The following is a 19676-nucleotide window of genomic DNA, read 5'->3' on the forward strand; positions in this document are numbered from 1 at the left end:
ATGGATGAAAAAACCTGCTGGGCCCCCTTCTCCTTCCTGACCGTCGACCACAAGGAAGCTCAGGCGTTTTTGGACCGGAGAGCGGCCCAGGGCTGGGAGCTGGTCAAGGTCCGGGGGCCCTTCGCCAAGTTCCGGCGGACGGAGCGGAAGGATCTGACCTATTTTCTGGACTGGAGCGATCCCAAGTTCCATGAGGACCCGGACTATCTTCAGCTCTGCGCAGACGCCGGGTGGGAGCTGGTGCAGACGGTGGGCTACCTGAACCTCTACGCCTCCAAGCCCGGAACCCACCCCCTTCCCATCCAGACCGACCCGGCGCTGGAATTCCAGCGCTGCCGGAAAAAAGTCCTGCACCGGATGTTCTGGGGGAGCTTTCCCCTCCTCCTGCTCATGGCCATCCTGGTCCTGGCCTTCCTATTTCTCCCCCACAGGGATCCGGGGGCCCTCCTCTGGGAGATGATGTCCGAGAGCAATCTATTTGCCCTCCTGTTTCTCCTCTCGCCGCTGTACCTGCCCGGGGGAGCGGCTTACCTCGTCTATCTGGCCCGGAGGCTTCTCCGCTGGCGGCGGGCGGCCCAGGCCGGGGAGCCGCTTCCGGGTCCCGATCCCCGGTGGGCAAGGGTCTGGAGCCGCCTCAACCTGGCCCGGTGGGCCCTCTCCGCGCCCCTTCTCCTGTGCACCCTGGCGGACGGCCTGCTCAATCAGCTGTTTTCCGCCGCCTACTGCGTCGCGCTGTTTTTCGGCACCGCCCTGATCTCGGCCCGGGAATCCGAACAGCCCAACGCCCGCTCCAGCGCCCCGGTGCTCCTCGGCGTGACGGGCCTCCTGCTCCTGTGCGTCCTCCTCCGCGGCCCCGCACGGGCCGCCTTTCCCGGCCGGTTCCCCACCCCGCCCATCCAGGCCCAGGCGGTTCTGGATACCTCATTGAGCTATGCCCCCTCCCGCCACGACACCTTTCTGGGCAGCCGGGCGGAGTGGACGGAGCTCCTGCCCGGTTCCAGCCCGGAGCTCCACACCACCGGCGTTACCTCCAGCCTCAGCGTTCAGGCCGAGGCCTGGGCCTCCCCCTGGCTGGCCAGCCGGGCCTTTTCTCCGATCCCGGAGGGCATGGAGCCCCTGGAGGGCCGGGAGGGAGTCTGGTGGTCGGCGGACCCCGACGGGCATTGGGCCACCTATCTGATCCGGGAGGGCCGTGTCCAGGTCCGGCTCCTCTATTACGGCCTCCCCCAAGACGATCCTCTGGACACTGTCCTGGCGTGGGTCCACTGTCTCTAAATAAAAACCCCTCCGGCGGAAGTTTCCGCCGGAGGGGTTTTTCATTTTCTCAGAAGGGCTGGGGGCCACTGCCGGGATCGGAGTCGTACACCGGCCCGATATAGCCGCCGCTGGGACGGTTGGCGCTGGTGACGAAGTCGTAGAAATTGGCCTCCGTAGCCCCCATGTAAGGGTTGAGCCACAGGTACAGGATCCCCAGGGTAAACATCCCCAGAATGATCCAGCCCAGGAAGGACATGTCCAGCACGAAGAGCTCACCCTTCCATCCTCTCATGGCCGCCTTGCTGCGGCGGATGGACTCCCGGGCCGTACAGGCCGGATCGTCCAGAAGGAAGTAAGCCGCCAGGCGGTAACGGTAGGACATCACAAGGCCCACGATCATACCGGCCATGTAGAGGAGCCAGCCCAGTATCAGCAGGCCGGAGCTCTCGTTCACAGCCCCGATAACCATGACGATGCCTCCCGGCACCAGGCCGATCATCATCCAAAGGCCGGTAAAGACGGCTGCCAGGATATTCATCCACAGCACCCGGCCCACCCTGGCAAACCCGTCGAAGAGGTTGCGGTAGCCGGGCAGCTCGTTCCGGGCCAGCCGGAGGGAATAGGAGGTGTAGCCGAAGCCCATCACCGTCGTATAGAGATTCAGCAGCAGCTCCAGGACAAAAAAGATCCCGATCCGGCCCGTCCCCCGGAGGAACACGTAGCGGAACACCTCTTCCGGATCATAGCCTCGCGTAATGTAACCCATGGCCTCGCTCCAGGGATTGTTCACCAGATTCAGCACGATATTGGTGAGGACCCCGGTCAGCAGGACGAAAACCAGCGCCACCAGCATGGGGTGTGGGTGGGCCTGACGCATGCTGTTTTTGGCGGCCATCTTGGCCTCAAAACGATTAAAACCCATTTGAATTCCTCTTTTCTCTCTGTTCCGGGCTCCGGCCCGTCAACGGCCCGCGCCGCCGCCCCGGGAGCCTCCGCCCCCGAAACCGCCGCCGGAGAAGCCTCCCCCTCCGAAACCGCCGCCGCCAAAGCCACCGCCGCCGAAACCGCCCCCGAAGGAGCCGCCGCCACGGCCCGCGCCGCCGCCGCGGGAGCTGCCGCCCCCAAAGCCGCCGCCGGAGAAACCGCCTCCGCCGAAGCCGCCGCCGCGGGGCGGACGGGGGCCGCCCCGGTGGTCGTCCCAGTGGTCATAGTGATGATGGTGATGGGGCCGCCCGAAGAAGATGGGGTAATAGATGGGCGGAGGGGGCATCCCCGGCCCCATGTACCGCCGGCGGTAGCGGCTGTACCGGGCCCCGTCCAGGGCCACCAGAACGACCACGATCATGATGATGACGAAGAGCACCCCAAACATGCCGATGCCGGGATTATAATAGCCGCCGCCGTACTCCGGCTGGGGCCCGTAATTCCCCCCCGGCACGGGGGCGGGCTCCGCCAGGGTGCCCGCCTCCAGCGCGGCGTCGATGCCGCCGTAATAGCTGTCGAACCAGTCGTAGGCGGCGTCAAAGAATGCCTTGGTGGCGCTGTCATATTCCCCGTTGTCGTAGCCGTCGTAGAAATAGCTCTCCAGCATGTTTTCCAGCGTGCCGGAGGTGAGGGAGTTTTCGATACCGCTGCCCTGGAGGGCCCGGACCTTGTTCTCCCCCACGGCGTAGACCAGCAGGAGGCCATTGTTGCGCTCCGCGTCACCGATGCCCCAGGCGTTGAAGCACTCGTAGGCGTAGTCGGCGGAGCTCATGCCGTCCATAAAGTCCACCGTCACCACCACGATGGCGGCCCCGGTGGCCCGGCTGAGCTTATCGTTCTGGTCGATGATATGCTGCTCGGTCTCGTCGGAGAGCACATTGGCGTAGTCCCCCACGTAGGTGTTGGCGGGGGCGTCCACAATGGCCAGGGCAGGCACGGCCAGCAGGGCGGTCATAGCCAGGGCCATCAGGCCGGAAAGCAATTTTTTCATGGTTTTCTCCTCACTGGTAGACGGGCAGCTCCCGGATGCCGGTCAAGGGCCCCAACACACTGGCGGGAAAGCTCCCCAGGGTCGTTTCGTTGAACTCCTTTGCCGCCGCGGTGTAGGGGTCCCGGGAGAGCGTATTTTCAATCGACTTGAGCTGCGCCCGAAAATTGGATATATACTTACTGTGCTCCTCCCTCATTCCATCCAGACCCTCCGTAAGGGAAAGAACCTGGTCGATTGCCTGTACCAAATCCTCTTGCGCGGCTTTGTCCGTTGAATCAACCAGGCAGGCCCCTACCGCGTCTTGGAGCGTCGCCATAGCCGGATCATCTGGACTCAAATAATTCCAGTCGTTGAGTAAATTGTAGAGATTGCTCCCCACCGCCCTGCGGGTCTCCAGGTCCCCCTTCACGCCATGGCCGGAACCATTGCCCTCACCCTCGAAAATGGTCCAAACATCGCTTCGGACCGCATCCAGGGACCGATGGGACCCAAAAAAGACACCAAACAGGACGGCGGCCGCCAAAACGACGGCCCCGGCCTTCCGCGTTTGAAAAAAGCCCATTTAGACCTCCTTGCTTACCCTCTCAGCTCCAGCAGCTTCTTTTTCAGTTCACCCTCGATGCGGCCCAGCTCCACCTCGGCCTCCTTGCGCTTCTGGGCGCCCTCGTCCTGAATGCGCATCATCTCGTCCAGGGTGGAAATGAGCTGCTGGTTGGTGTGCTGGAGGGTCTCGATGCTCACCACGCTCTTCTCCGCCTCCTTGGCGGTCTCGATGGTGCCCATCTTGAGCATGTCGGCGTTCTTTTGCAGCAGCTCGTTGGTCATGTTGGTGACCGCCGCCTGGGCGGCGGTGGCCTGCCGGGAGTTCTCCAGGCCCAGGGCCAACACCATCTGGCTCTTCCAGAGGGGAATGGTGTTGACGAGGGAGGACTGGAGCTTCTCCAGCATCAGTGCGTCGTTATTCTGGATGAGCCGGACCTGGGGTCCCATCTGGATGGACACCATCCGGGTCAGCTCCAGGTCGTGGAGCTTCTTCTCGAAGCGGTTGCACATGTTGGCAAGGTCGTTGTACGCCTGGGCGTCCTCCTGGCTGCCGGAGGTAGTGGCCTTCTTGCGCAGCTCCTCCAGCTCCCCGGAGCGGGTGGCCGCCAGCTTCTTCTTGCCCGCCAGGATATACATGGTGAGCTCCTTATAGTATTTGGTATTGAGCTCATACATCTGGTCCAGCATGGCCACGTCCTTCATCAGGGTGACCTGATGGCCCTCCAGGACCTCCACGATCTTGTTGACGTTGGTCTCCGCCTTGGCGTACTGGGCTTTCAAAGCCTGGATATCGTTTTTCTTCTTCTGGAAGAAGCCGAAAATCCCGCCCTTGTCCTCCTGCTGGCCGAAGTTCTGCAGCTCCCCCACCAGTCCGGCCAGGGCGTCGCCCACCTCGCCCAGGTCCTTGGTACGCACTTTGCCCAGGGCGCTCTCCGAGAAGCCGGCGATATTTTTCTGGGCCGCGGCGCCGTACTGGAGCACCACGTTGGAATCTTTGATGTCGATCTTCTCGGCGAAGTCGGCCACCATCTTCCGCTCCGGCTCGGAGAGCATGGACTCGTCCAGGTGGACGGCGTTGGCGTCCCGGGCGGCCTGGTCGGCCTGCTTGACGGCCGCGTCGGCCGTGGAGGGGTCCAGCGTCAGGTTGGGGGCCTCGGGGGCCCTGGCCTCCGCGGTGGCGGCGGCGGTATTCAAATCGGGGGTAAGAGTCAGCTCCGGGGTGAAATCAGTATTGTCGGCCATGTTGTCTCATCCTTTCCCGCGGCGCTTATGGGGCCGCATCCATTGTTCTGTTTCGGTCAGCCGCCCGCGGCGAAGGGCTTCTCGTCGGCCAGCCCCTCCTGCTTGAGCAGATTTTCCATGACGGTGATATCGGTGGAGATGTCCAGCGCCTCGTCGGCGAATAGGGCGTCCAGCTGTTTATCAAAGGCGGAGACAATGGTCTCCATCATGGTCTCGATCCTGCCCATGGCGCCGCCGATGTTGGCCCCCGCCACCCCGGCGTCGTCCATCCGGTCGTAGGCGTTGAGGAGCTTCAGGGTGGTGGGCAGGTAGTAATTCATGAATTTGCGGATCTGGGGCAGCTTCTCCGGGTGGGCCACCACATGGGAGATGATCTTCTTGGTGTCCTCCTCCAGGTGGTCGATCTGGGCGGAGATCTTCTCCCCGGGGATGTTGTCGTTCAGGCGGCGCATCTCGGCCACCGCCCGGTCCCGCTCGGCGATGAGGGCGTCCAGCTGGGCGTCCCCCGTGGTCTCCGGCTCCACCGGGTCAGGGACCTCAAAGACCTTGTCCGGGAAGAGCTTCTTCCCCACCAGACCCCCTGCTGTGGACAGGCAGATGAGGATGATAAAATGGGTGAGCTTATAAAGGGGGAAAAACAATCCCCAGATAAGCCACACCGCCGCCGCCAGGTAGAGCGGCGCCGGAGAACGTTTGACCACTTTTGCCATGGCGTCTCCTCCTATTGCGGGGAAACACTTCCCCATTTAAAGTCATTCTACCTTTTCACCCCTCCCATGTCAAGAAATGTGATAGGAATTCACATTTCCTTCATGTCTTCCCCCGGTCTGCCGCCCTTCCCTTTTTCCCTTCCAGGCGTTGACTTTCCCCCTGAAAAATTATATGATAATGAGAAATTCCTACGGAAAGAAGATGGTCTCCCCATGATGACTCTGGAAGATTTCAAGGCCGCCCGGAAAGTGCTGGACGGCGTGATCGCGCCCACCCATCTGATCCCCAGCCCCGCCTTTTCCAAGGCCACGGGCAACCACGTATACCTGAAACCGGAGAACATGCAGATCACGGGCGCTTATAAGATCCGGGGAGCCTATTTCAAGATCAGCACCCTCACCGACGAGCAGAAGGCCAAGGGCCTCATCACCGCCTCCGCGGGCAACCACGCCCAGGGAGTGGCCTACGCCGCCCAGCGCGCGGGGGTGGCCGCCACTATCGTCATGCCCACCACCACCCCCCTGGTGAAGGTGAACAACACCAAGGACTACGGCGCCGCAGTGGTCCTCCACGGGGAAACCTTCGACGACGCCGCCGCCAAGGCCCAGGAGCTGGTGGAAAAGCAGGGCTACACCTACATCCCCCCCTTCAACGACCTGACCGTGGCCACCGGCCAGGGTACCATCTCCTACGAGATCTTCTCCGACCTGCCCGACGTGGACATGATCCTGGTCCCCATCGGGGGCGGCGGCCTGGCCGCCGGCGTGTCCACCCTGGCCAAGCTCCTCAACCCTAAGGTGAAGGTCATCGGCGTGGAGCCCACCGGCGCCGCCTGCATGAAGGCCAGCCGGAAGGCCGGCAAGGTGGTCACCCTTCCCAAGGTGGACACCATCGCCGACGGCGTGGCCGTCAAGACTCCCGGCGACCTGGTCTTCCCCTACATCCAGGAGAACGTGGACGAGATCATCACCATCGACGACTCTGAGCTGGTGGACGCCTTCCTGGACATGATGGAGAAGCACAAGATGATCGTGGAGAACGCCGGGCTTCTCACCGTGGCCGCCCTCAAGCATCTGAAGGCCGAGGGCAAAAACGTGGTCCCCGTCCTCTCCGGCGGCAACATGGACGTCATCACCGTCTCCTCTCTGGTCCAGCACGGGCTGATGGGCCGGGGCCGCATCTTCACCTTCTCGGTGATGCTCCCCGACCGGCCCGGCGAGCTGCTGCGGGTGGCCGGCGTGGTGGCCGGCGAGAACGGCAACATCATCAAGCTGGAGCACAACCAGTTCGTCAATCTGAACCGCCAGGCGGGGGTGGAGCTGAAGGTCACATTGGAGGCCTTCGGTCAGGAGCACAAGGCCCAGATCATGGCCGCCCTCAAGAAGGCGGGCTATACCGCCCGGGAGACCAGCACCACCGAGGTCTACTGAGCCCGGACAGCATTTGCCCCCGGCCGGGCGAAGCCGGCCGGGGGCTATATGATGCGGCGCCGACAAGCCGCGGCCGCCGTGGCCGGAGCCGTGGGTCTGGCTGTCTGGGGAAGACCGGCGGGGGCAGGTCGGGCATCCGCTTAGTGTATCCTATGACCGGGCCAGGCCCCCGGTTCTCGCCGGAAGGGGCCCGCTCCATTTTGCTTCCGGCGCGGGTGCGCCGAAAGCTCTATATCCGCAGGCTCCTTCCTCCTCTCCCCACAAAATGGTTCCATTTTGTGGGGCCCCATTTTGATTCGAAAGGACGATCCCTATGGTGAAGATCGCGCCCTCCATCCTCTCCGCCGACTTCTGCAACCTGGAGCGGGACATCCAAAGGGTTTCCACCGCCGACTGGCTCCATGTGGACGTGATGGACGGCATGTTCGTCCCCAACATCTCCATCGGCGTACCGGTGGTCCAGTCTATCCGCGCCCACACCGACATGTTCCTGGACACCCACCTGATGGTGGAAAAGCCGGGGCGGTACGTGGATGCCTTCGCCAAGGCGGGGGCCGACCTTCTCTCCATCCACCTGGAGGCGGATATGCCCCCCGCCATTCACGCCGCCCTGGACCGGATGGAGGCCCTGGGGGTCAAGAAGGGCATCGTCCTGCGGCCCATCACCGCCGCCGAGGCGGTGGTCCCCTACCTGGAGCGGGGGCTTGACCTCATTCTGGTCATGACGGTGGAACCCGGCTTCGGGGGCCAGTCCTTCCTAGCCGACCAGCTCCCCAAGATTTCCGCCATCCGGGCCCTCATCGACCGGTACTGCCCCGGCTGCCGCCTGGAGGTGGACGGCGGGGTCAACGCCAAGACCGCCAAGGACTGCATCGCCGCCGGAGCCGACGTGCTGGTGGCGGGCTCCGCCATCTACGGCGCCACTGATATCCCCGCCGCCATCGCCGCCCTGCGCGGATAACCACTCCCTATCTCACAATGGAGGTCCTTCCCATGGAATATTTTCCCCCCGCCCTGGAAGCCCTGGTAGAACAGTTCGCCCGCCTCCCCGGCGTGGGCAAAAAGTCCGCCCAGCGGTTGGCCTTCTTCGTCCTGGGCCTCCCCACCGAGGAGACCCAGGCCTTTGCCGACGCCATCGTGGCCGCCAAATCCTCCATCGCCCTGTGTCCGGTATGCCGCAACTTCACCGAGGGGGAAGGATTGTGCCCCATCTGCCGCAGCTCCAAACGGGACGAGGCCACCGTCTGCGTGGTGGCCGACCCCAAGGACGTGGTGGCCCTGGAGCGCTCCCGGGAATACGCCGGCCGCTACCACGTGCTCCACGGGGTCATCTCCCCCATGAACCACGTGGGGCCCGACGACCTGCACATCAAGGAACTGCTGGACCGGGTGGCCGGGGGAGATATCCGGGAGGTCATCATGGCCACCAACCCCACCACCGAGGGGGAGGCCACGGCCATGTACCTGTCCCGGCTGCTGAAGCCCTTCGGGGTCAAGGTCACCCGCCTGGCCTACGGCGTCCCCGTGGGCGGGCAGCTGGAATTTGCCGACGACGCCACCCTGGGCCGGGCTCTGGAAGGCCGCCGGGAAATGTAAGTGAATCAAGGAACGCGGGCGGATATTATCCGCCCCTACATGGGACGCAGTGTCCGATTCGTAGGGGCGGATAGCATCCGCCCGCTTGTCAAAGGAAGGGGGAAAAACCTATGTCCCAGGGCAGACTGTTCGAGCTGGTCTACCTCCTGCTGGAGCGTGGGCAAATGACCGCCAAGGAGCTCTCGGAGCGGTTCGAGGTGTCCATCCGCACCATCTACCGGGACGTGGACGCCCTCTCCGCCGCCGGGGTGCCGGTGTACGCCACCCCCGGCCGGAACGGCGGCGTGGCCCTTATGGACCACTACGTTTTAAGCAAAGCCGCCCTCACCGACGACGAGCAGTCCCAGCTCCTCACCGCCCTGCGCTCCCTGGCCGGGGACGACGCCCTGGGCTCGTCGGAGACCCTCTCCAAGCTCTCCGCCCTCTTCCGCCGGGACCAGCCCGACTGGCTCCAGGTGGACATGTCCCGCTGGGGGAATTCCCCCGACGGGAAAGCCAAGTTTGCCGCCCTGAAAGACGCCATCCTGACCCGCAAGGTCATTTCCTTTACCTATGTCAGCTCCTACGGCCAGACCACCACCCGTCAAGCCCTCCCCGCCAGGCTGGTCTTCAAGGGGCAGGCCTGGTACCTGCAAGGTTTTTGCCTTGACAAGCAAGCTTACCGCACCTTCAAGGTTTCCCGGATGCTGGAGCTGTCCGTCACCGGCCAGACCTTCTCCACCCCTCTGTCGCCGCCCCCCATCGACGACCCGGAGGCCGCCGCCCCCTGCTCGGTAGACCTGCGGCTGCGGTTCTCCCCCACCCAGGCCTTCCGGGTCTACGACGAATTCGGGGAATCCAGCGTCAAGGCCCTGCCCGACGGGTCTTTGGAGGTCTACGTCTCCTTCCCGGAGGACAACTGGGTCTACGGCTACCTTCTCTCCTTCGGCCTGGGGGTGGAGGTGCTGGAGCCGGAGCGGGTGCGCCTGGGGCTGGGCGTTCTGGCGCACAAAATTTCGGCCCACTGCAAAAACCCTGACACAGGGTGTCAGGGTTTCGGTGCTACCATGGGGACATCACAAACAAAGGAGGACGTTTTCATGAACGCCGACCAAACCTTCTGCCAATCCTGCGGCATGCCCCTGACTGATCCCACCCAGAGAGGTGCCGAGAAGGACGGGACCCCCAGTCCCCACTACTGCAAATACTGCTACCAGGACGGCGCCTTTACCGGAGAGATGACCATGGAGGAGATGATCGCCTTCTGCGCCCCCATGATGGCCCAATCCAACCCCGATATGACCGAGGAACAGGCCAAGGAGCAGATGCGCAAGTTCTTCCCCCTGCTTCTGCGCTGGAAAGAGGCGGATAAATGAGTTATTCTCTCTCCTCTGTGACCCTCCGCGCCAACAACAGCGCGGAGGGTCTGGCCGCTGTCGGCGCTCTCTGGGGGGACGTCACCTCCGGCAAGCTCCCCCTGCTTTTCGACAGCGAGGGACAGTTTCAGCCCGGCGTCTCCCCTGTCTCCCTCTACCACAATTACGCCGGAGATGAGCGCGGGGACTACGACCTGACCATTCTGGCGGCTTCCTCCGGCTTCTTCGCCGCTCTGGAGGAAAAAGCCGCCCAGGGGACCTACCGGAAGTATGAGGCGGAGGGCGAGGATCTGTCCGCCTGCGCCCGGAACGCCTGGGCTCTGGTTTGGGCCGACCAGCAGTCGGGGGTCCTCTGCCGGGCCTTTACCGAGGACTTCGAGAGCACCGTCCCCGGAGCCTATACCAAGGACGGGAAGGACCGCTGCTTCCTCTATATCGCGGTCAAGCCCTGACCGGCTCCGCCGTAAAACGGGGCCCGGCCTCTTCCGGCGGCCTTTACAGGTGCGCCCGCATGTACGCCCGGATAAATTTCTCCGACGGGGAGTAGAGCTTCTCCGGCAAATCGTGAAAGCTGAACCATCTCCACTCGTCCTGCTTGTCCGGCTCCATCACCCGGGCCTCCCCGCCGTGGCCGTTGGCGATCACCTGGACGGTCACAAAATGCTTGTCCGGCTGGATATCATCCACGGCGCTGAAAATTTGAAGATCCCAAACCTCCAGGCCGGTCTCCTCCCGCACTTCCCGTTTGGCCCCTTCCAGGATCGTCTCGCGGTACTCCTGCTTCCCTCCGGGCAGGCACCAGGTGCCGGGCTCGTAGATTCCGCCCGTATCCTTTCCCTTCCTGACCCGGTGTCCCAGCAGGACCCTATTTCCCCTGACGATCAATACTCCGATGCCGACTTGAATGATATGTTCCATCCCGACTCCTTTTCATTCTCCTGTAATTTCCATTTTATCAAATGCGCCTTCTCCGTTCCGTGTGATTTGCAATCTTTTTATATACTATCATATCGGCCTGTTCTCCTCAAGGTCGTTTGGCGAAACGGCAAAGCTTTTACCATACACATTTATCCGCAAATGAGAACCAAAAAGGCCCCCTCTTGACAAATTCCCACAAATCATTAAAATAGTACTGTTCATCGGAGGACGCGCGCCCCAGGGCATCAAGAGGCGCGTTGGCCGGATAAGATGGAGGACCGAGAGGTCCCCCTCTTATCCGGCTTTTTTGAGTTTTTTGTTGGGAGGCCTTCTTATGCAGCAAGACACCGCCGACTTTACCCGGGGGAGGATCTTTCTGCCCCTGCTGAAATTTTCCCTGCCTATCCTCATGGCCCTGGCCCTGCAGACGGCCTACGGGGCCGTGGACCTCTGGATGGTGGGCAAATTCGCAACCTCCGCCGACGTGTCGGCGGTGTCCACCGGCAGCCAGCTGATGCAGTCCATCACCTCCATCATCGCGGGCCTCACCATGGGGGCCACCGTCCTGCTTGGCCAGACGTTGGGGGAGGGGCGGAAGGAGGAGGCCGGTCCGGTCATCGGAAGCGGCATCTGCCTCTTCGCCGCCATGGCCGCCCTGCTCACCGGCCTGACCCTCCTTGGGGCCGGGGGACTGGCCACCGTCACCCAGGCCCCGGCGGCCGCCTTTTCCCAGACTGTGTCCTACATCCGAATCTGCGCCGGCGGGCTGGTGTTCATCACGGCCTATAACGTTTTCGGCAGCATCTTCCGGGGGCTGGGGGACTCCAAAACCCCGCTGTTGACCGTCTTTATCGCCTGTATCGTAAACATTATCGGGGACTACATCCTGGTGCGGGTCTTCGGCCTGGGGGCCCTGGGGGCCGCCATCGCCACGGTGGCCGCCCAGGGGGTGAGCGTGGCGGTCTCCCTGCTGGTGGTCAGGCGGCGGGGCCTGCCCTTCCCTTTCTCCCGGAAGCACTTGCGCTTCCGGGGCGGCCACGTGGGCCGCATCTTCCGGCTGGGGGCCCCCATCGCCCTCCAGGACGGGCTGGTGTCTGTCTCCTTCCTGGTCATCCTGGCCATCGTCAACTCCCTGGGCCTCACCGCCTCCGCCGGGATGGGCGTGGCGGAGAAGCTCTGCGGCTTCATTATGCTGGTGCCCTCCGCCTTCATGCAGTCCATGTCCGCCTTCGTGGCCCAGAACGTGGGGGCCGGGCGGCTGGACCGGGCGGGCAAGGCCCTGGGCCGGGGCATCCTCGCCTCCCTCTCCTTCGGCCTGGTCATCGGCTGCTTCGCCTTTTTCCGCGGCATCCTCCTCACCGGCTTTTTCACCCCGGACGCCGCCGTGGCGGCGGCGGGGGCGGATTATCTGCGGGCCTACGCCGTGGACTGCCTTCTCACCTCCTTCCTCTTCCCCTTCATCGGCTACTTCAACGGCCGGGGCCGCACCGCCTTCGTCATGCTCCAGGGCATCGTCGGGGCCTTCGGCGTCCGTATCCCCGTCTCTTTCCTTATGAGCCGGATCACCCCCGTCTCCCTCTTCCTGGTGGGCCTGGCCACCCCCTGCTCCTCCCTGGTGCAGATCGCCCTGTGCGGGGCATACTTCTTCTATCTCCACCGCCGGAGCAAACAGGAGACGGCCTGATTTGCCTTTTCCCCGCGGGGATGCTATACTGTACCCAAATTTCTCATTGTGAGGTAACGATATGGAATTGACCCTCCGCCCGGAGACCCCCGCCGATTTCCGCGCCTGCGAGGCCTTGACCCGAGCGGCCTTCTGGGACGTGTACCAGCCCGGCTGCATGGAGCACCACTTCCTCCACCAGCTGCGCCAAAGCCCGGCCTATCTCCCCCCCCTGGCCCGGCTGGCCTTTGACGGGGACACTCTGGTGGGCGCCATCTACTACGCCCGGAGCCAGGTGGTTCGCCCTGACGGCTCCGCCGTCGATACCGTCACCTTCGGCCCCCTGGGCGTCCTGCCCGAATACCAGGGCAGGGGGGTGGGCGGCGCCCTGATACGGGACACCCTGGCCCGGGCGGCGGACGAGGGCCATGCCGCCGCCGTCATCCTGGGGGACCCCCGGTATTACGGCCGTTTCGGCTTCCACGGCTGTGAGCGCTTCGATCTCAAGCTGGAAAACGGGATGTACCTGCCCGGCCTGCTGGCTCTGGAGCTGCGCCGGGGCGCCCTGGCCGGAGGCGGACGGTTCCGCGAGGGCTTCCGTTACGATCCGGAGGGGCTGGATGCCTTTGACGGGAATTTTCCCGTCCGGGAAAAGACCGTCCGGCCTTCTCAGGCGGTCTTTCAAGTCATGTGTGATCTGGGGTATGAGGTGAGCGGCGATGGATCTTTGTAATATCGAGGAGATCAAGGCACTGCTGGGCCGCCACGGCTTCCGCTTTTCCAAATCCATGGGCCAGAACTTTCTCATCGAAAGCTGGGTGCCCCAGGACATCGCCGACGCTTCCGGCGCGGGGGCGGGCACCGGGGTGCTGGAGATCGGCCCCGGGATCGGCCCCCTCACCGTCCAACTGGCCCGGCGGGCCGACAAGGTGGCGGCGGTGGAGCTGGACAGGGCCCTCCTCCCCATTCTCTCCGAGACCTTGGCCGGCTGCCCCAACGTCACCGTGGTCCCCGGGGACGTGATGAAGCTGGACCTGCCCGCCCTGGTGGCCCAGCAGTTTGCCGGCCTCACCCCCCTGGTGTGCGCCAACCTGCCCTACAACATCACCACCCCCGTCCTCACCCTTCTCCTGGAGAGCGGGCTCTTCGCCTCCATCACCGTGATGATCCAGCGGGAGGTGGCCCAGCGCATCTGCGCCGCACCCGGCACCGGGGACTACGGAGCCTTCTCCGTCTTCTGCCAGTACCACGCCGGGACGGAGCTCCTCTTCGAGGTGCCCCCCGAGTGCTTCCTTCCCGCCCCCAAGGTGACCTCCGCCGTCCTGCGCCTCACCCCCAAGTCCGCCCCGGCCTGCGTCCACGACGAAAAGCGGTTCTTCCGGGTGGTCCGGGGGGCCTTCGGCCAGCGGCGCAAGACCCTTTTGAACGCCCTGACCTCCGCCTTTCCCCTCTCCAAGGACGACCTGCGGGCCTGCATCGAGGCCGCCGGCCTCCCCGCCGACGTCCGGGGGGAGCGGCTGGGCATCGAGGAATTTGCCCGGCTGGCGGATGAGATCGGCGGCAGAGGATAAGATAGTCCCAGTTCCAAAAGATGCGGAGGGACTTGTCTTGAATAAAAAGGAATACCGCTTTCGGGCTGTCATCCAAAAAGTGCCCGGCATAGACGGCGCCTATGTGGAGTTCCCCTACGATGTCCAGTCGGAGTTCGGCAAGGGCCGGGTCAAGGTGGACGCCGCCTTTGACGGAGTGCCCTATCGGGGGAGCCTGGTCCGCATGGGGACGTCGGGCCACATTTTGGGCCTTCGAAAGGACATCCGTTCCGCCATCGGCAAACAGCCCGGCGACACGGTGTTGGTCACCCTCCGGGAGCGGGCATGAACGGCAAAAAAGCCCCGGTGTTACCAATGTAACGCCGGGGCTTTTTTACAAACTTTTTCGGATCTGTTCCAGCGCGCTCTTCTCCAGCCGTGACACCTGGGCCTGGGAGATGCCCACCTCGGCGGAAACCTCCATCTGGGTCTTGCCCTGGAAAAACCGCAGGCTCAAAATCCGTTTCTCCCGCTCGGGCAGCTTGTCCACCGCGTCTTTCAGGGCGATATGCTCCAGCCAGCTTTCGTCGGTGTTCTTGCTGTCCTTCACCTGGTCCATGACACACACCGCGTCCCCGCTGTCGGAGTAGACCGGCTCGTAAAGGCTCACCGGGTCGGTGATGGCCTCCAGGGCAAAGACCACATCCTCCCGTTTCGTCTCCAGCATCTTGGCGATTTCCTCGATGGTGGGCTCCCGCTGGTGCTCGGACATGAATTTCTCCTTGGCCTGGAGAACCTTGTAGGCCGTGTCCCGCATGGACCGGGACACCCGCATGGCGCTGTTGTCCCGGAGGTAGCGGCGGATCTCCCCCACGATCATGGGCACCCCGTAGGTGGAAAAGCGCACGTCCAGGTCAATGTTGAAGTTATCGATGGCCTTGATGAGGCCGATACAGCCCACTTGGAACAGATCGTCGGCGTTCTCCCCCCGACGGTCAAATTTTTGAATCACCGACAGCACCAGACGAAGGTTCCCGGCGATAAGCTGTTCCCGGGCGTCCATGTCCCCCTCCTTGGTGCGGCGGAGCAGTGCCATGGTCTCCTCGTTCTTGAGGACCTTTAATTTGGAGGTTTTGACCCCGCAGATCTCCACCTTGCCCTGCACACACGATCCCTCCCGCCTTCAAAATACTGGTTTCAGTATTTCCCCGGCAGGGGCTTTCATACGGCGCGGGACCGGGCTATATTTTTTATCGTGGGACCGCTTTCGATGGATTTTTCCCCAGGCAGGAAAAGAGCGCCGGGACCAACGTCCCGGCGCTCTCTTTGCCTTATTTTAGGCCTGCGCGGCCTGCTTCACCCGCCAGCCGATGTACTCCGGCACCTCTTCCAGCGGAAGTTCCAAAGCCGCGGCCAGCTCTCCGAAGAGGAGCTCCTCGCCCCACTTCATGAACCGCTCGTCCACGGCGCCGAACTTGCGTTTCTGCCCCTGGGCCGTCTTTTTCTTGGCGTAAAGGGACATGGTCATCTCGATCAAATCCTGGCACTCGTGGGTGTCGATGGACGCCTGATAGTGCTCCGTCAGCTCCCGCATCGCCCGGTTCTCATAGGCCTCCACTTCCAGAGAGGGGATCAGGTCCACCAACCGCTGGGCCTCCTCCCTGGAGATGATGGGCCGCATAAAAACCTTGACGCTGTCCACCGGGGCAAAGATATCACAGGACTGGTACAGGGGCTTCAGCGCGTAAAAATCCTGTCCGTCCCGGTGTTCGATCCGCTCCACCCGGCACACGCCGGTGCGCCCGTACAGGACCAAGTCTCCCGCTTGATACACTCAATCACCTCATTATTTAATATAGTATACCACATTTTAGCCCTTCCATGTAAGCAAAACTTTTCTTTTCTCCTGGACAGCCATTCGCCCGGATGGTACACTGGAGGGCAAGAGGTGATGAAAATGAACCGTTATCCCTGGCTGGAGGCCTATCTGCTGGGCAAGTCCGGCGCGGAGCACGAGTATAAGCTGGAGTGGCAGTGGGACCGCTATCTGGTCCGGGGCAGGCAGTTTGCCGCCATCTGCACCCCCGACCCCAAGTACGCCGAGCACGCCGGGCGGACCATGGTCCTTCTGAAGTGCGAGCCCCGGCTGGCCGAGCTCTACCGGGCGGAATACCCCGACGTGGTGCCCGGCTTTTACTCCGACAAGCGCACCTGGAACACCGTCTATCTGGACGGGGCCGTGCCGGAGGACGTCCTGCGGGAGATGTGCGACCAGTCCTACGCCCTGGTGACGGCGAAGCTGACCAAGGCGGCCCAGCGGGAACTGGGGCTGATTTGAGACAGGCGGGCGGGTCAATGACCCGCCCGCCCTCCTTTTCACATCATTTTCAGGATCTCCCGCTTGAGCCGCTGGATGATGCGCTTTTCCAGCCGGGAGATATAGGATTGGGAGATGCCCAGCAGGTCGGCCACCTCCTTCTGGGTCCGCTCCGTCCGCCCGTCCAGGCCGAAGCGCATGGTGATGATGACCTTCTCCCGCTCCTCCAGCCGGTCCATGGCCTGGGAGAGGAGCTGGCGGTCGACGTCCTCCTCCAGGGGCTTCATCACCACGTCCCCCTCGGTGCCCAGGATGTCGGACAGCAGCAGCTCATTGCCGTCCCAGTCGGTGTTCAGCGGCTCGTCGAAGGAGACTTCCCCCCGCTGGTTGGAGGTCTTTCTCAGGTGCATCAGGATCTCGTTTTCAATGCACCGGGAGGCGTAGGTGGCCAGCTTGATGTTTTTCTCCGCCTTGTAGGTGCTCACCGCCTTGATGAGGCCGATGGTGCCGATGGAGATGAGGTCCTCGATGCCCACGCCGGTGTTCTCGAACCGCTTGGCAATATAGACCACAAGCCGGAGATTGCGCTCGATGAGGGTGCTCTTGGCGTCCTCGTCCCCCTCCCCCAGCCGGGCGATGAGGGCGGCCTCCTCCTCCCGTTTCAGCGGCGGTGGCAGCGTGTCGCTCCCCCCGATGTACATGATCTTTCCCGGCAGGGCCACCCCCCAGCGGGTCAGGATGGCCCGGAAGGCCCACCACATACGCCTGAGCTTTTCCCCCATGTTTCTCTTCCTCCTCTTTCTGATAGGCCCCCTCCGGCGGGAAGGCTCTTTTACTAGGCTCCAATCAGCGCGTGATAACCGCCCCCGTCGGACAGGGGGGTGGGCGAGAGGGCCACCAGGATGGGGCCGTAGTCCTCGCCCCCCACCATGGCCCGGTCCACCCGGACCGCCAGCAGCAGGCCGTGGTCCACCCCCACCGCCCGGTAGGGCAGCAGCCGCCAGCGGCGGCCGTCCTTCTCCCGGCGGGCCAGGGCCGCCACCGGGTCGCTGAGTTCCTCGGGCCCGGGGGCCTCTCCCGCGGGAAAGAGAGGCGTGGCCCGCTCCCCCTCCGCCACCATCACCGGCCGCCCCGTGGCGGGGTCTGTCAGGGTGTTGCCCGTGTCCACCAGGGCGGTGAGGCGGCACCGCTTCCCCCCCAGCGTCAGCTCGGCGCTGGCCAGCTCCCCCCCGGTGTGCCTGGCCGTCCGCCGGAAGATCAGGGTGATAAAGAGGTAGCACCCCGCCGCCGACAGCAGCACCGTCTTCAGATCCAGGACGGCCGGGGCCCCCCAGAAGAGCTGGAGGGCCAGCACCCCGCCGCCGAAGGCGGCGGACACCCCCAAAAACACCAGGCTCACCCGCAGCAGCCGCCGGGAGGAACCGAAGGCCAGCAGGCACATCCCCACGGCGGCGGCGGCCTTGCAGGCCGGATGGCTCAAAAAACCGAGTCCGGGCAGGAACACCCCGGCGGCGTACAGCCCACCCAGGACGGCCCCCAGGGCCATCCGCCCCCGGTACAGCGGCTCCCCCGCCAGCTTGGCGGCGGAGAGCAGCAGCAGATAGTCGATGACGGCGTTCAGCAGGAACACCTCATCTATGTATACCACCGTCACGCCCGTCCCCTCCCCTTTCCTGCCTGCCCATTATAAAAGAGACGACCTTCAAAAAACGTCTTAAAGAGCGGGAAGATTTTCGAAAAATTCCCTTGACTTGTCCCTGGGGCCGTGATAGAATACCATCACCTATGAAAAGGGCTCTTTTTTTATGTCCGTTTTTACGGTGTGACGGGACGTGAAACCCTTTTCCTCTCTGAGGTCATAGGGAGGCAGATCATGCCGGATCCACACCGCCATGTCCAAGGGCCCATTGCGGCTCTTTTGGCTGGATCCGGCGAACAGACCGGACCCGGCTTTTTTTATGCCGGAAACGGTCAAGAATTAAGGAGGTGCCGACGTTATGGCAAAGGCAGGCAACCGGGTGAAGATCACCCTGCGCTGCAACGAGTGCAAGCAGCGTAATTACAATACCAAGAAGAACAAGAAAAACGATCCCGACCGTCTGGAGATGAACAAATTCTGCCCCTTCTGCAGAAAGCACACGGTCCATACCGAGACCAAGTAATGAGCCCCTCCTACAAAAACGGCTCACAAGAAAGAAGGGTATCACTGAATGGCTGAAAACGAGAACGTGGAAAAAGCGGAAGTGACCGCTGCCGCCTCTGAGACCCCCGCGGCTCCCGCCAAGAAGGAAAAGGCCGAGAAGAAGACGGAAAAGAAGTCCAAGCCCGGCATCTTCGCGCGGATGGGTCATTGGTTCAAAGAGATGAAGGCCGAACTGAAGAAGGTCCAGTGGCCCACTTGGAAGCAGACCTTGAACAACACCCTCATCGTCATCGCCTTCTGCGTGGTGATCGGCGTTTGTATCTGGCTGTTCGATCTGGTCGCCACCCATCTCTTCAGCGCCCTCATTTCCTTCTTCCACCAAGTCTAAGGGGCGCGGCATGGAAGAGGCGAAATGGTACGTGGTCCACACCTACTCCGGCTACGAAAACACCGTCGCGGCCAGTATTGAGAAGGCTGTGGAAAACCGCGGCATGCGCGACCTCATCCAAGAGGTCAACATCCCCATGGAGACCGTCACCGAGATCACGGACAACGGTCCCAAAACGGTGGAGCGCAAGGTCTTCCCCGGCTATGTGCTGGTGAAGATGGTGCTCACCGACGACACCTGGCACCTGGTGCGCAACATCCGCGGCTCCACCGGCTTCGTGGGTTCCGGCAACAAGGCCATTCCCCTCTCTGAAGAGGAGATAGCGGCCCTGGGCGTGGAGAAGCACGAGGTAGTGGTCAATTACGCCCTGGGTGACAGCGTCAAGATCACCGACGGCGCCCTGGAGTCCTTCATCGGCACGGTGGAAGAGATCGACATGGACCACAGCAAGGTCCGGGTCGTGGTGTCCATGTTCGGCCGGGAAACTCCCGTGGAGCTGGAGCTGGACCAGGTGGAACCTGTCAGCGATTGACATCCGGCCGCTTTCGGGCGGCTCATCCCCCGCGACGTGGGAGGGACCGCATTGGGTCCCGTCCATACCACATTTAT

General features: G+C 63.2%; 24 protein-coding genes. 14 read left to right on the forward strand and 10 right to left on the reverse strand.

Annotated elements, in window-relative coordinates:
- Positions 1-1275 (forward strand): DUF2812 domain-containing protein, encoded by a 1275-nt coding sequence (locus tag AAEU42_RS04840; protein WP_342232410.1) that lies wholly within the window; start codon positions 1-3, stop codon positions 1273-1275.
- Between the two features lie 49 nt (positions 1276-1324).
- Here the strand turns inward: AAEU42_RS04840 and AAEU42_RS04845 are convergent, their stop codons facing one another.
- From AAEU42_RS04845 to AAEU42_RS04865, 5 genes are read right to left on the reverse strand one after another with little or no spacing between them, the layout of a single operon-like run.
- Complete coding sequence (locus AAEU42_RS04845; RefSeq protein ID WP_342232411.1) at positions 1325-2179, reverse strand: DUF975 family protein; 855 nt, start codon at positions 2177-2179, stop codon at positions 1325-1327.
- 39 nt (positions 2180-2218) lie between these two features.
- Entirely contained in the window at positions 2219-3232 is a 1014-nt protein-coding gene (locus AAEU42_RS04850; RefSeq protein ID WP_342232412.1) for a TPM domain-containing protein, read from the reverse strand.
- Positions 3233-3242: 10 nt separating this feature from the next.
- Positions 3243-3794, reverse strand: a complete 552-nt coding sequence (locus tag AAEU42_RS04855) for a hypothetical protein (protein ID WP_342232413.1) — start codon at positions 3792-3794, stop codon at positions 3243-3245.
- A 14-nt stretch (positions 3795-3808) separates the two neighbouring features.
- Positions 3809-5017, reverse strand: a complete 1209-nt coding sequence (locus tag AAEU42_RS04860) for a toxic anion resistance protein (protein ID WP_342232414.1) — start codon at positions 5015-5017, stop codon at positions 3809-3811.
- Positions 5018-5073: 56 nt separating this feature from the next.
- Positions 5074-5727 carry a 5-bromo-4-chloroindolyl phosphate hydrolysis family protein gene (locus AAEU42_RS04865; RefSeq protein ID WP_342232415.1) on the reverse strand — a complete coding sequence of 218 codons (654 nt, stop codon included), beginning with the start codon at positions 5725-5727 and terminating at the stop codon, positions 5074-5076.
- Between the two features lie 213 nt (positions 5728-5940).
- Here AAEU42_RS04865 and ilvA point away from each other — a divergent pair, with 213 nt between their 5' ends.
- From ilvA to AAEU42_RS04890, 5 genes are all read left to right on the forward strand, one after another.
- Entirely contained in the window at positions 5941-7158 is a 1218-nt protein-coding gene (ilvA, locus tag AAEU42_RS04870) for a threonine ammonia-lyase (protein WP_342232416.1), read from the forward strand.
- Positions 7159-7471: 313 nt separating this feature from the next.
- Positions 7472-8119, forward strand: a complete 648-nt coding sequence (gene rpe / locus AAEU42_RS04875) for a ribulose-phosphate 3-epimerase (RefSeq protein ID WP_342232417.1) — start codon at positions 7472-7474, stop codon at positions 8117-8119.
- Positions 8120-8151: 32 nt separating this feature from the next.
- Entirely contained in the window at positions 8152-8754 is a 603-nt protein-coding gene (recR, locus tag AAEU42_RS04880; protein WP_342232418.1) for a recombination mediator RecR, read from the forward strand.
- A gap of 110 nt (positions 8755-8864) precedes the next feature.
- Positions 8865-10109: a zinc ribbon domain-containing protein gene (locus tag AAEU42_RS04885; protein WP_342232419.1), complete on the forward strand. Its 1245-nt coding sequence runs from the start codon at positions 8865-8867 to the stop codon at positions 10107-10109.
- Positions 10106-10561 (forward strand): AraC family transcriptional regulator, encoded by a 456-nt coding sequence (locus tag AAEU42_RS04890; protein WP_342232420.1) that lies wholly within the window; start codon positions 10106-10108, stop codon positions 10559-10561. Before AAEU42_RS04885 ends, AAEU42_RS04890 begins: the two co-directional genes overlap by 4 nt.
- 43 nt (positions 10562-10604) lie before the next feature.
- Here the strand turns inward: AAEU42_RS04890 and AAEU42_RS04895 are convergent, their stop codons facing one another.
- A complete protein-coding gene (locus AAEU42_RS04895) occupies positions 10605-11027 on the reverse strand; it encodes a nucleotide triphosphate diphosphatase NUDT15 (RefSeq protein WP_342232421.1) in 423 nt (140 codons plus the stop codon).
- A 334-nt stretch (positions 11028-11361) separates the two neighbouring features.
- On the opposite strand from AAEU42_RS04895, the gene AAEU42_RS04900 reads away from it, so the two are divergent.
- From AAEU42_RS04900 to AAEU42_RS04915, 4 genes are all read left to right on the forward strand, one after another.
- Positions 11362-12711, forward strand: coding sequence for an MATE family efflux transporter (locus tag AAEU42_RS04900; RefSeq protein WP_342232422.1), 1350 nt, complete (start codon positions 11362-11364; stop codon positions 12709-12711).
- A gap of 61 nt (positions 12712-12772) precedes the next feature.
- Entirely contained in the window at positions 12773-13423 is a 651-nt protein-coding gene (locus tag AAEU42_RS04905) for a GNAT family N-acetyltransferase (protein WP_342232423.1), read from the forward strand.
- The gene (gene rsmA / locus AAEU42_RS04910) at positions 13410-14261 is read left to right on the forward strand and encodes a 16S rRNA (adenine(1518)-N(6)/adenine(1519)-N(6))-dimethyltransferase RsmA (protein WP_342232424.1); all 852 of its coding nucleotides are present in this window, start codon (positions 13410-13412) and stop codon (positions 14259-14261) included. The genes AAEU42_RS04905 and rsmA overlap by 14 nt, the downstream gene beginning before the upstream one ends.
- 37 nt (positions 14262-14298) lie before the next feature.
- Positions 14299-14568 carry a DUF1905 domain-containing protein gene (locus AAEU42_RS04915; protein ID WP_342232425.1) on the forward strand — a complete coding sequence of 90 codons (270 nt, stop codon included), beginning with the start codon at positions 14299-14301 and terminating at the stop codon, positions 14566-14568.
- A gap of 45 nt (positions 14569-14613) precedes the next feature.
- Here the strand turns inward: AAEU42_RS04915 and sigG are convergent, their stop codons facing one another.
- Both sigG and AAEU42_RS04925 read right to left on the reverse strand, forming a co-directional pair.
- Positions 14614-15384: an RNA polymerase sporulation sigma factor SigG gene (gene sigG, locus AAEU42_RS04920; protein ID WP_342232426.1), complete on the reverse strand. Its 771-nt coding sequence runs from the start codon at positions 15382-15384 to the stop codon at positions 14614-14616.
- Positions 15385-15555: 171 nt separating this feature from the next.
- Complete coding sequence (locus AAEU42_RS04925; protein WP_342232427.1) at positions 15556-16053, reverse strand: CarD family transcriptional regulator; 498 nt, start codon at positions 16051-16053, stop codon at positions 15556-15558.
- A gap of 117 nt (positions 16054-16170) precedes the next feature.
- On the opposite strand from AAEU42_RS04925, the gene AAEU42_RS04930 reads away from it, so the two are divergent.
- Positions 16171-16557, forward strand: coding sequence for an MmcQ/YjbR family DNA-binding protein (locus AAEU42_RS04930; protein WP_342232428.1), 387 nt, complete (start codon positions 16171-16173; stop codon positions 16555-16557).
- A 38-nt stretch (positions 16558-16595) separates the two neighbouring features.
- Here AAEU42_RS04930 and sigE read toward each other — a convergent pair whose 3' ends face one another.
- Positions 16596-17318 (reverse strand): RNA polymerase sporulation sigma factor SigE, encoded by a 723-nt coding sequence (sigE, locus tag AAEU42_RS04935; RefSeq protein WP_425288194.1) that lies wholly within the window; start codon positions 17316-17318, stop codon positions 16596-16598.
- Positions 17319-17371: 53 nt separating this feature from the next.
- Positions 17372-18190 carry a sigma-E processing peptidase SpoIIGA gene (locus AAEU42_RS04940; protein ID WP_342232429.1) on the reverse strand — a complete coding sequence of 273 codons (819 nt, stop codon included), beginning with the start codon at positions 18188-18190 and terminating at the stop codon, positions 17372-17374.
- Between the two features lie 343 nt (positions 18191-18533).
- Between AAEU42_RS04940 and rpmG the strand changes: the two genes are divergently transcribed.
- The 3 genes from rpmG to nusG are packed head-to-tail and all read left to right on the forward strand — an operon-like array spanning position 18534 to position 19599.
- A complete protein-coding gene (gene rpmG, locus AAEU42_RS04945) occupies positions 18534-18698 on the forward strand; it encodes a 50S ribosomal protein L33 (protein ID WP_342232430.1) in 165 nt (54 codons plus the stop codon).
- Positions 18699-18746: 48 nt separating this feature from the next.
- A complete protein-coding gene (gene secE, locus AAEU42_RS04950) occupies positions 18747-19067 on the forward strand; it encodes a preprotein translocase subunit SecE (RefSeq protein ID WP_342232431.1) in 321 nt (106 codons plus the stop codon).
- Positions 19068-19077: 10 nt separating this feature from the next.
- Positions 19078-19599 (forward strand): transcription termination/antitermination protein NusG, encoded by a 522-nt coding sequence (gene nusG / locus AAEU42_RS04955; protein WP_342232432.1) that lies wholly within the window; start codon positions 19078-19080, stop codon positions 19597-19599.
- The last annotated feature ends 77 nt before the right edge of the window (positions 19600-19676 follow it).

This window comes from Pseudoflavonifractor phocaeensis (genome assembly GCF_038439875.1).
Classification (GTDB): Bacteria; Bacillota; Clostridia; order Oscillospirales; family Oscillospiraceae; genus Vermiculatibacterium.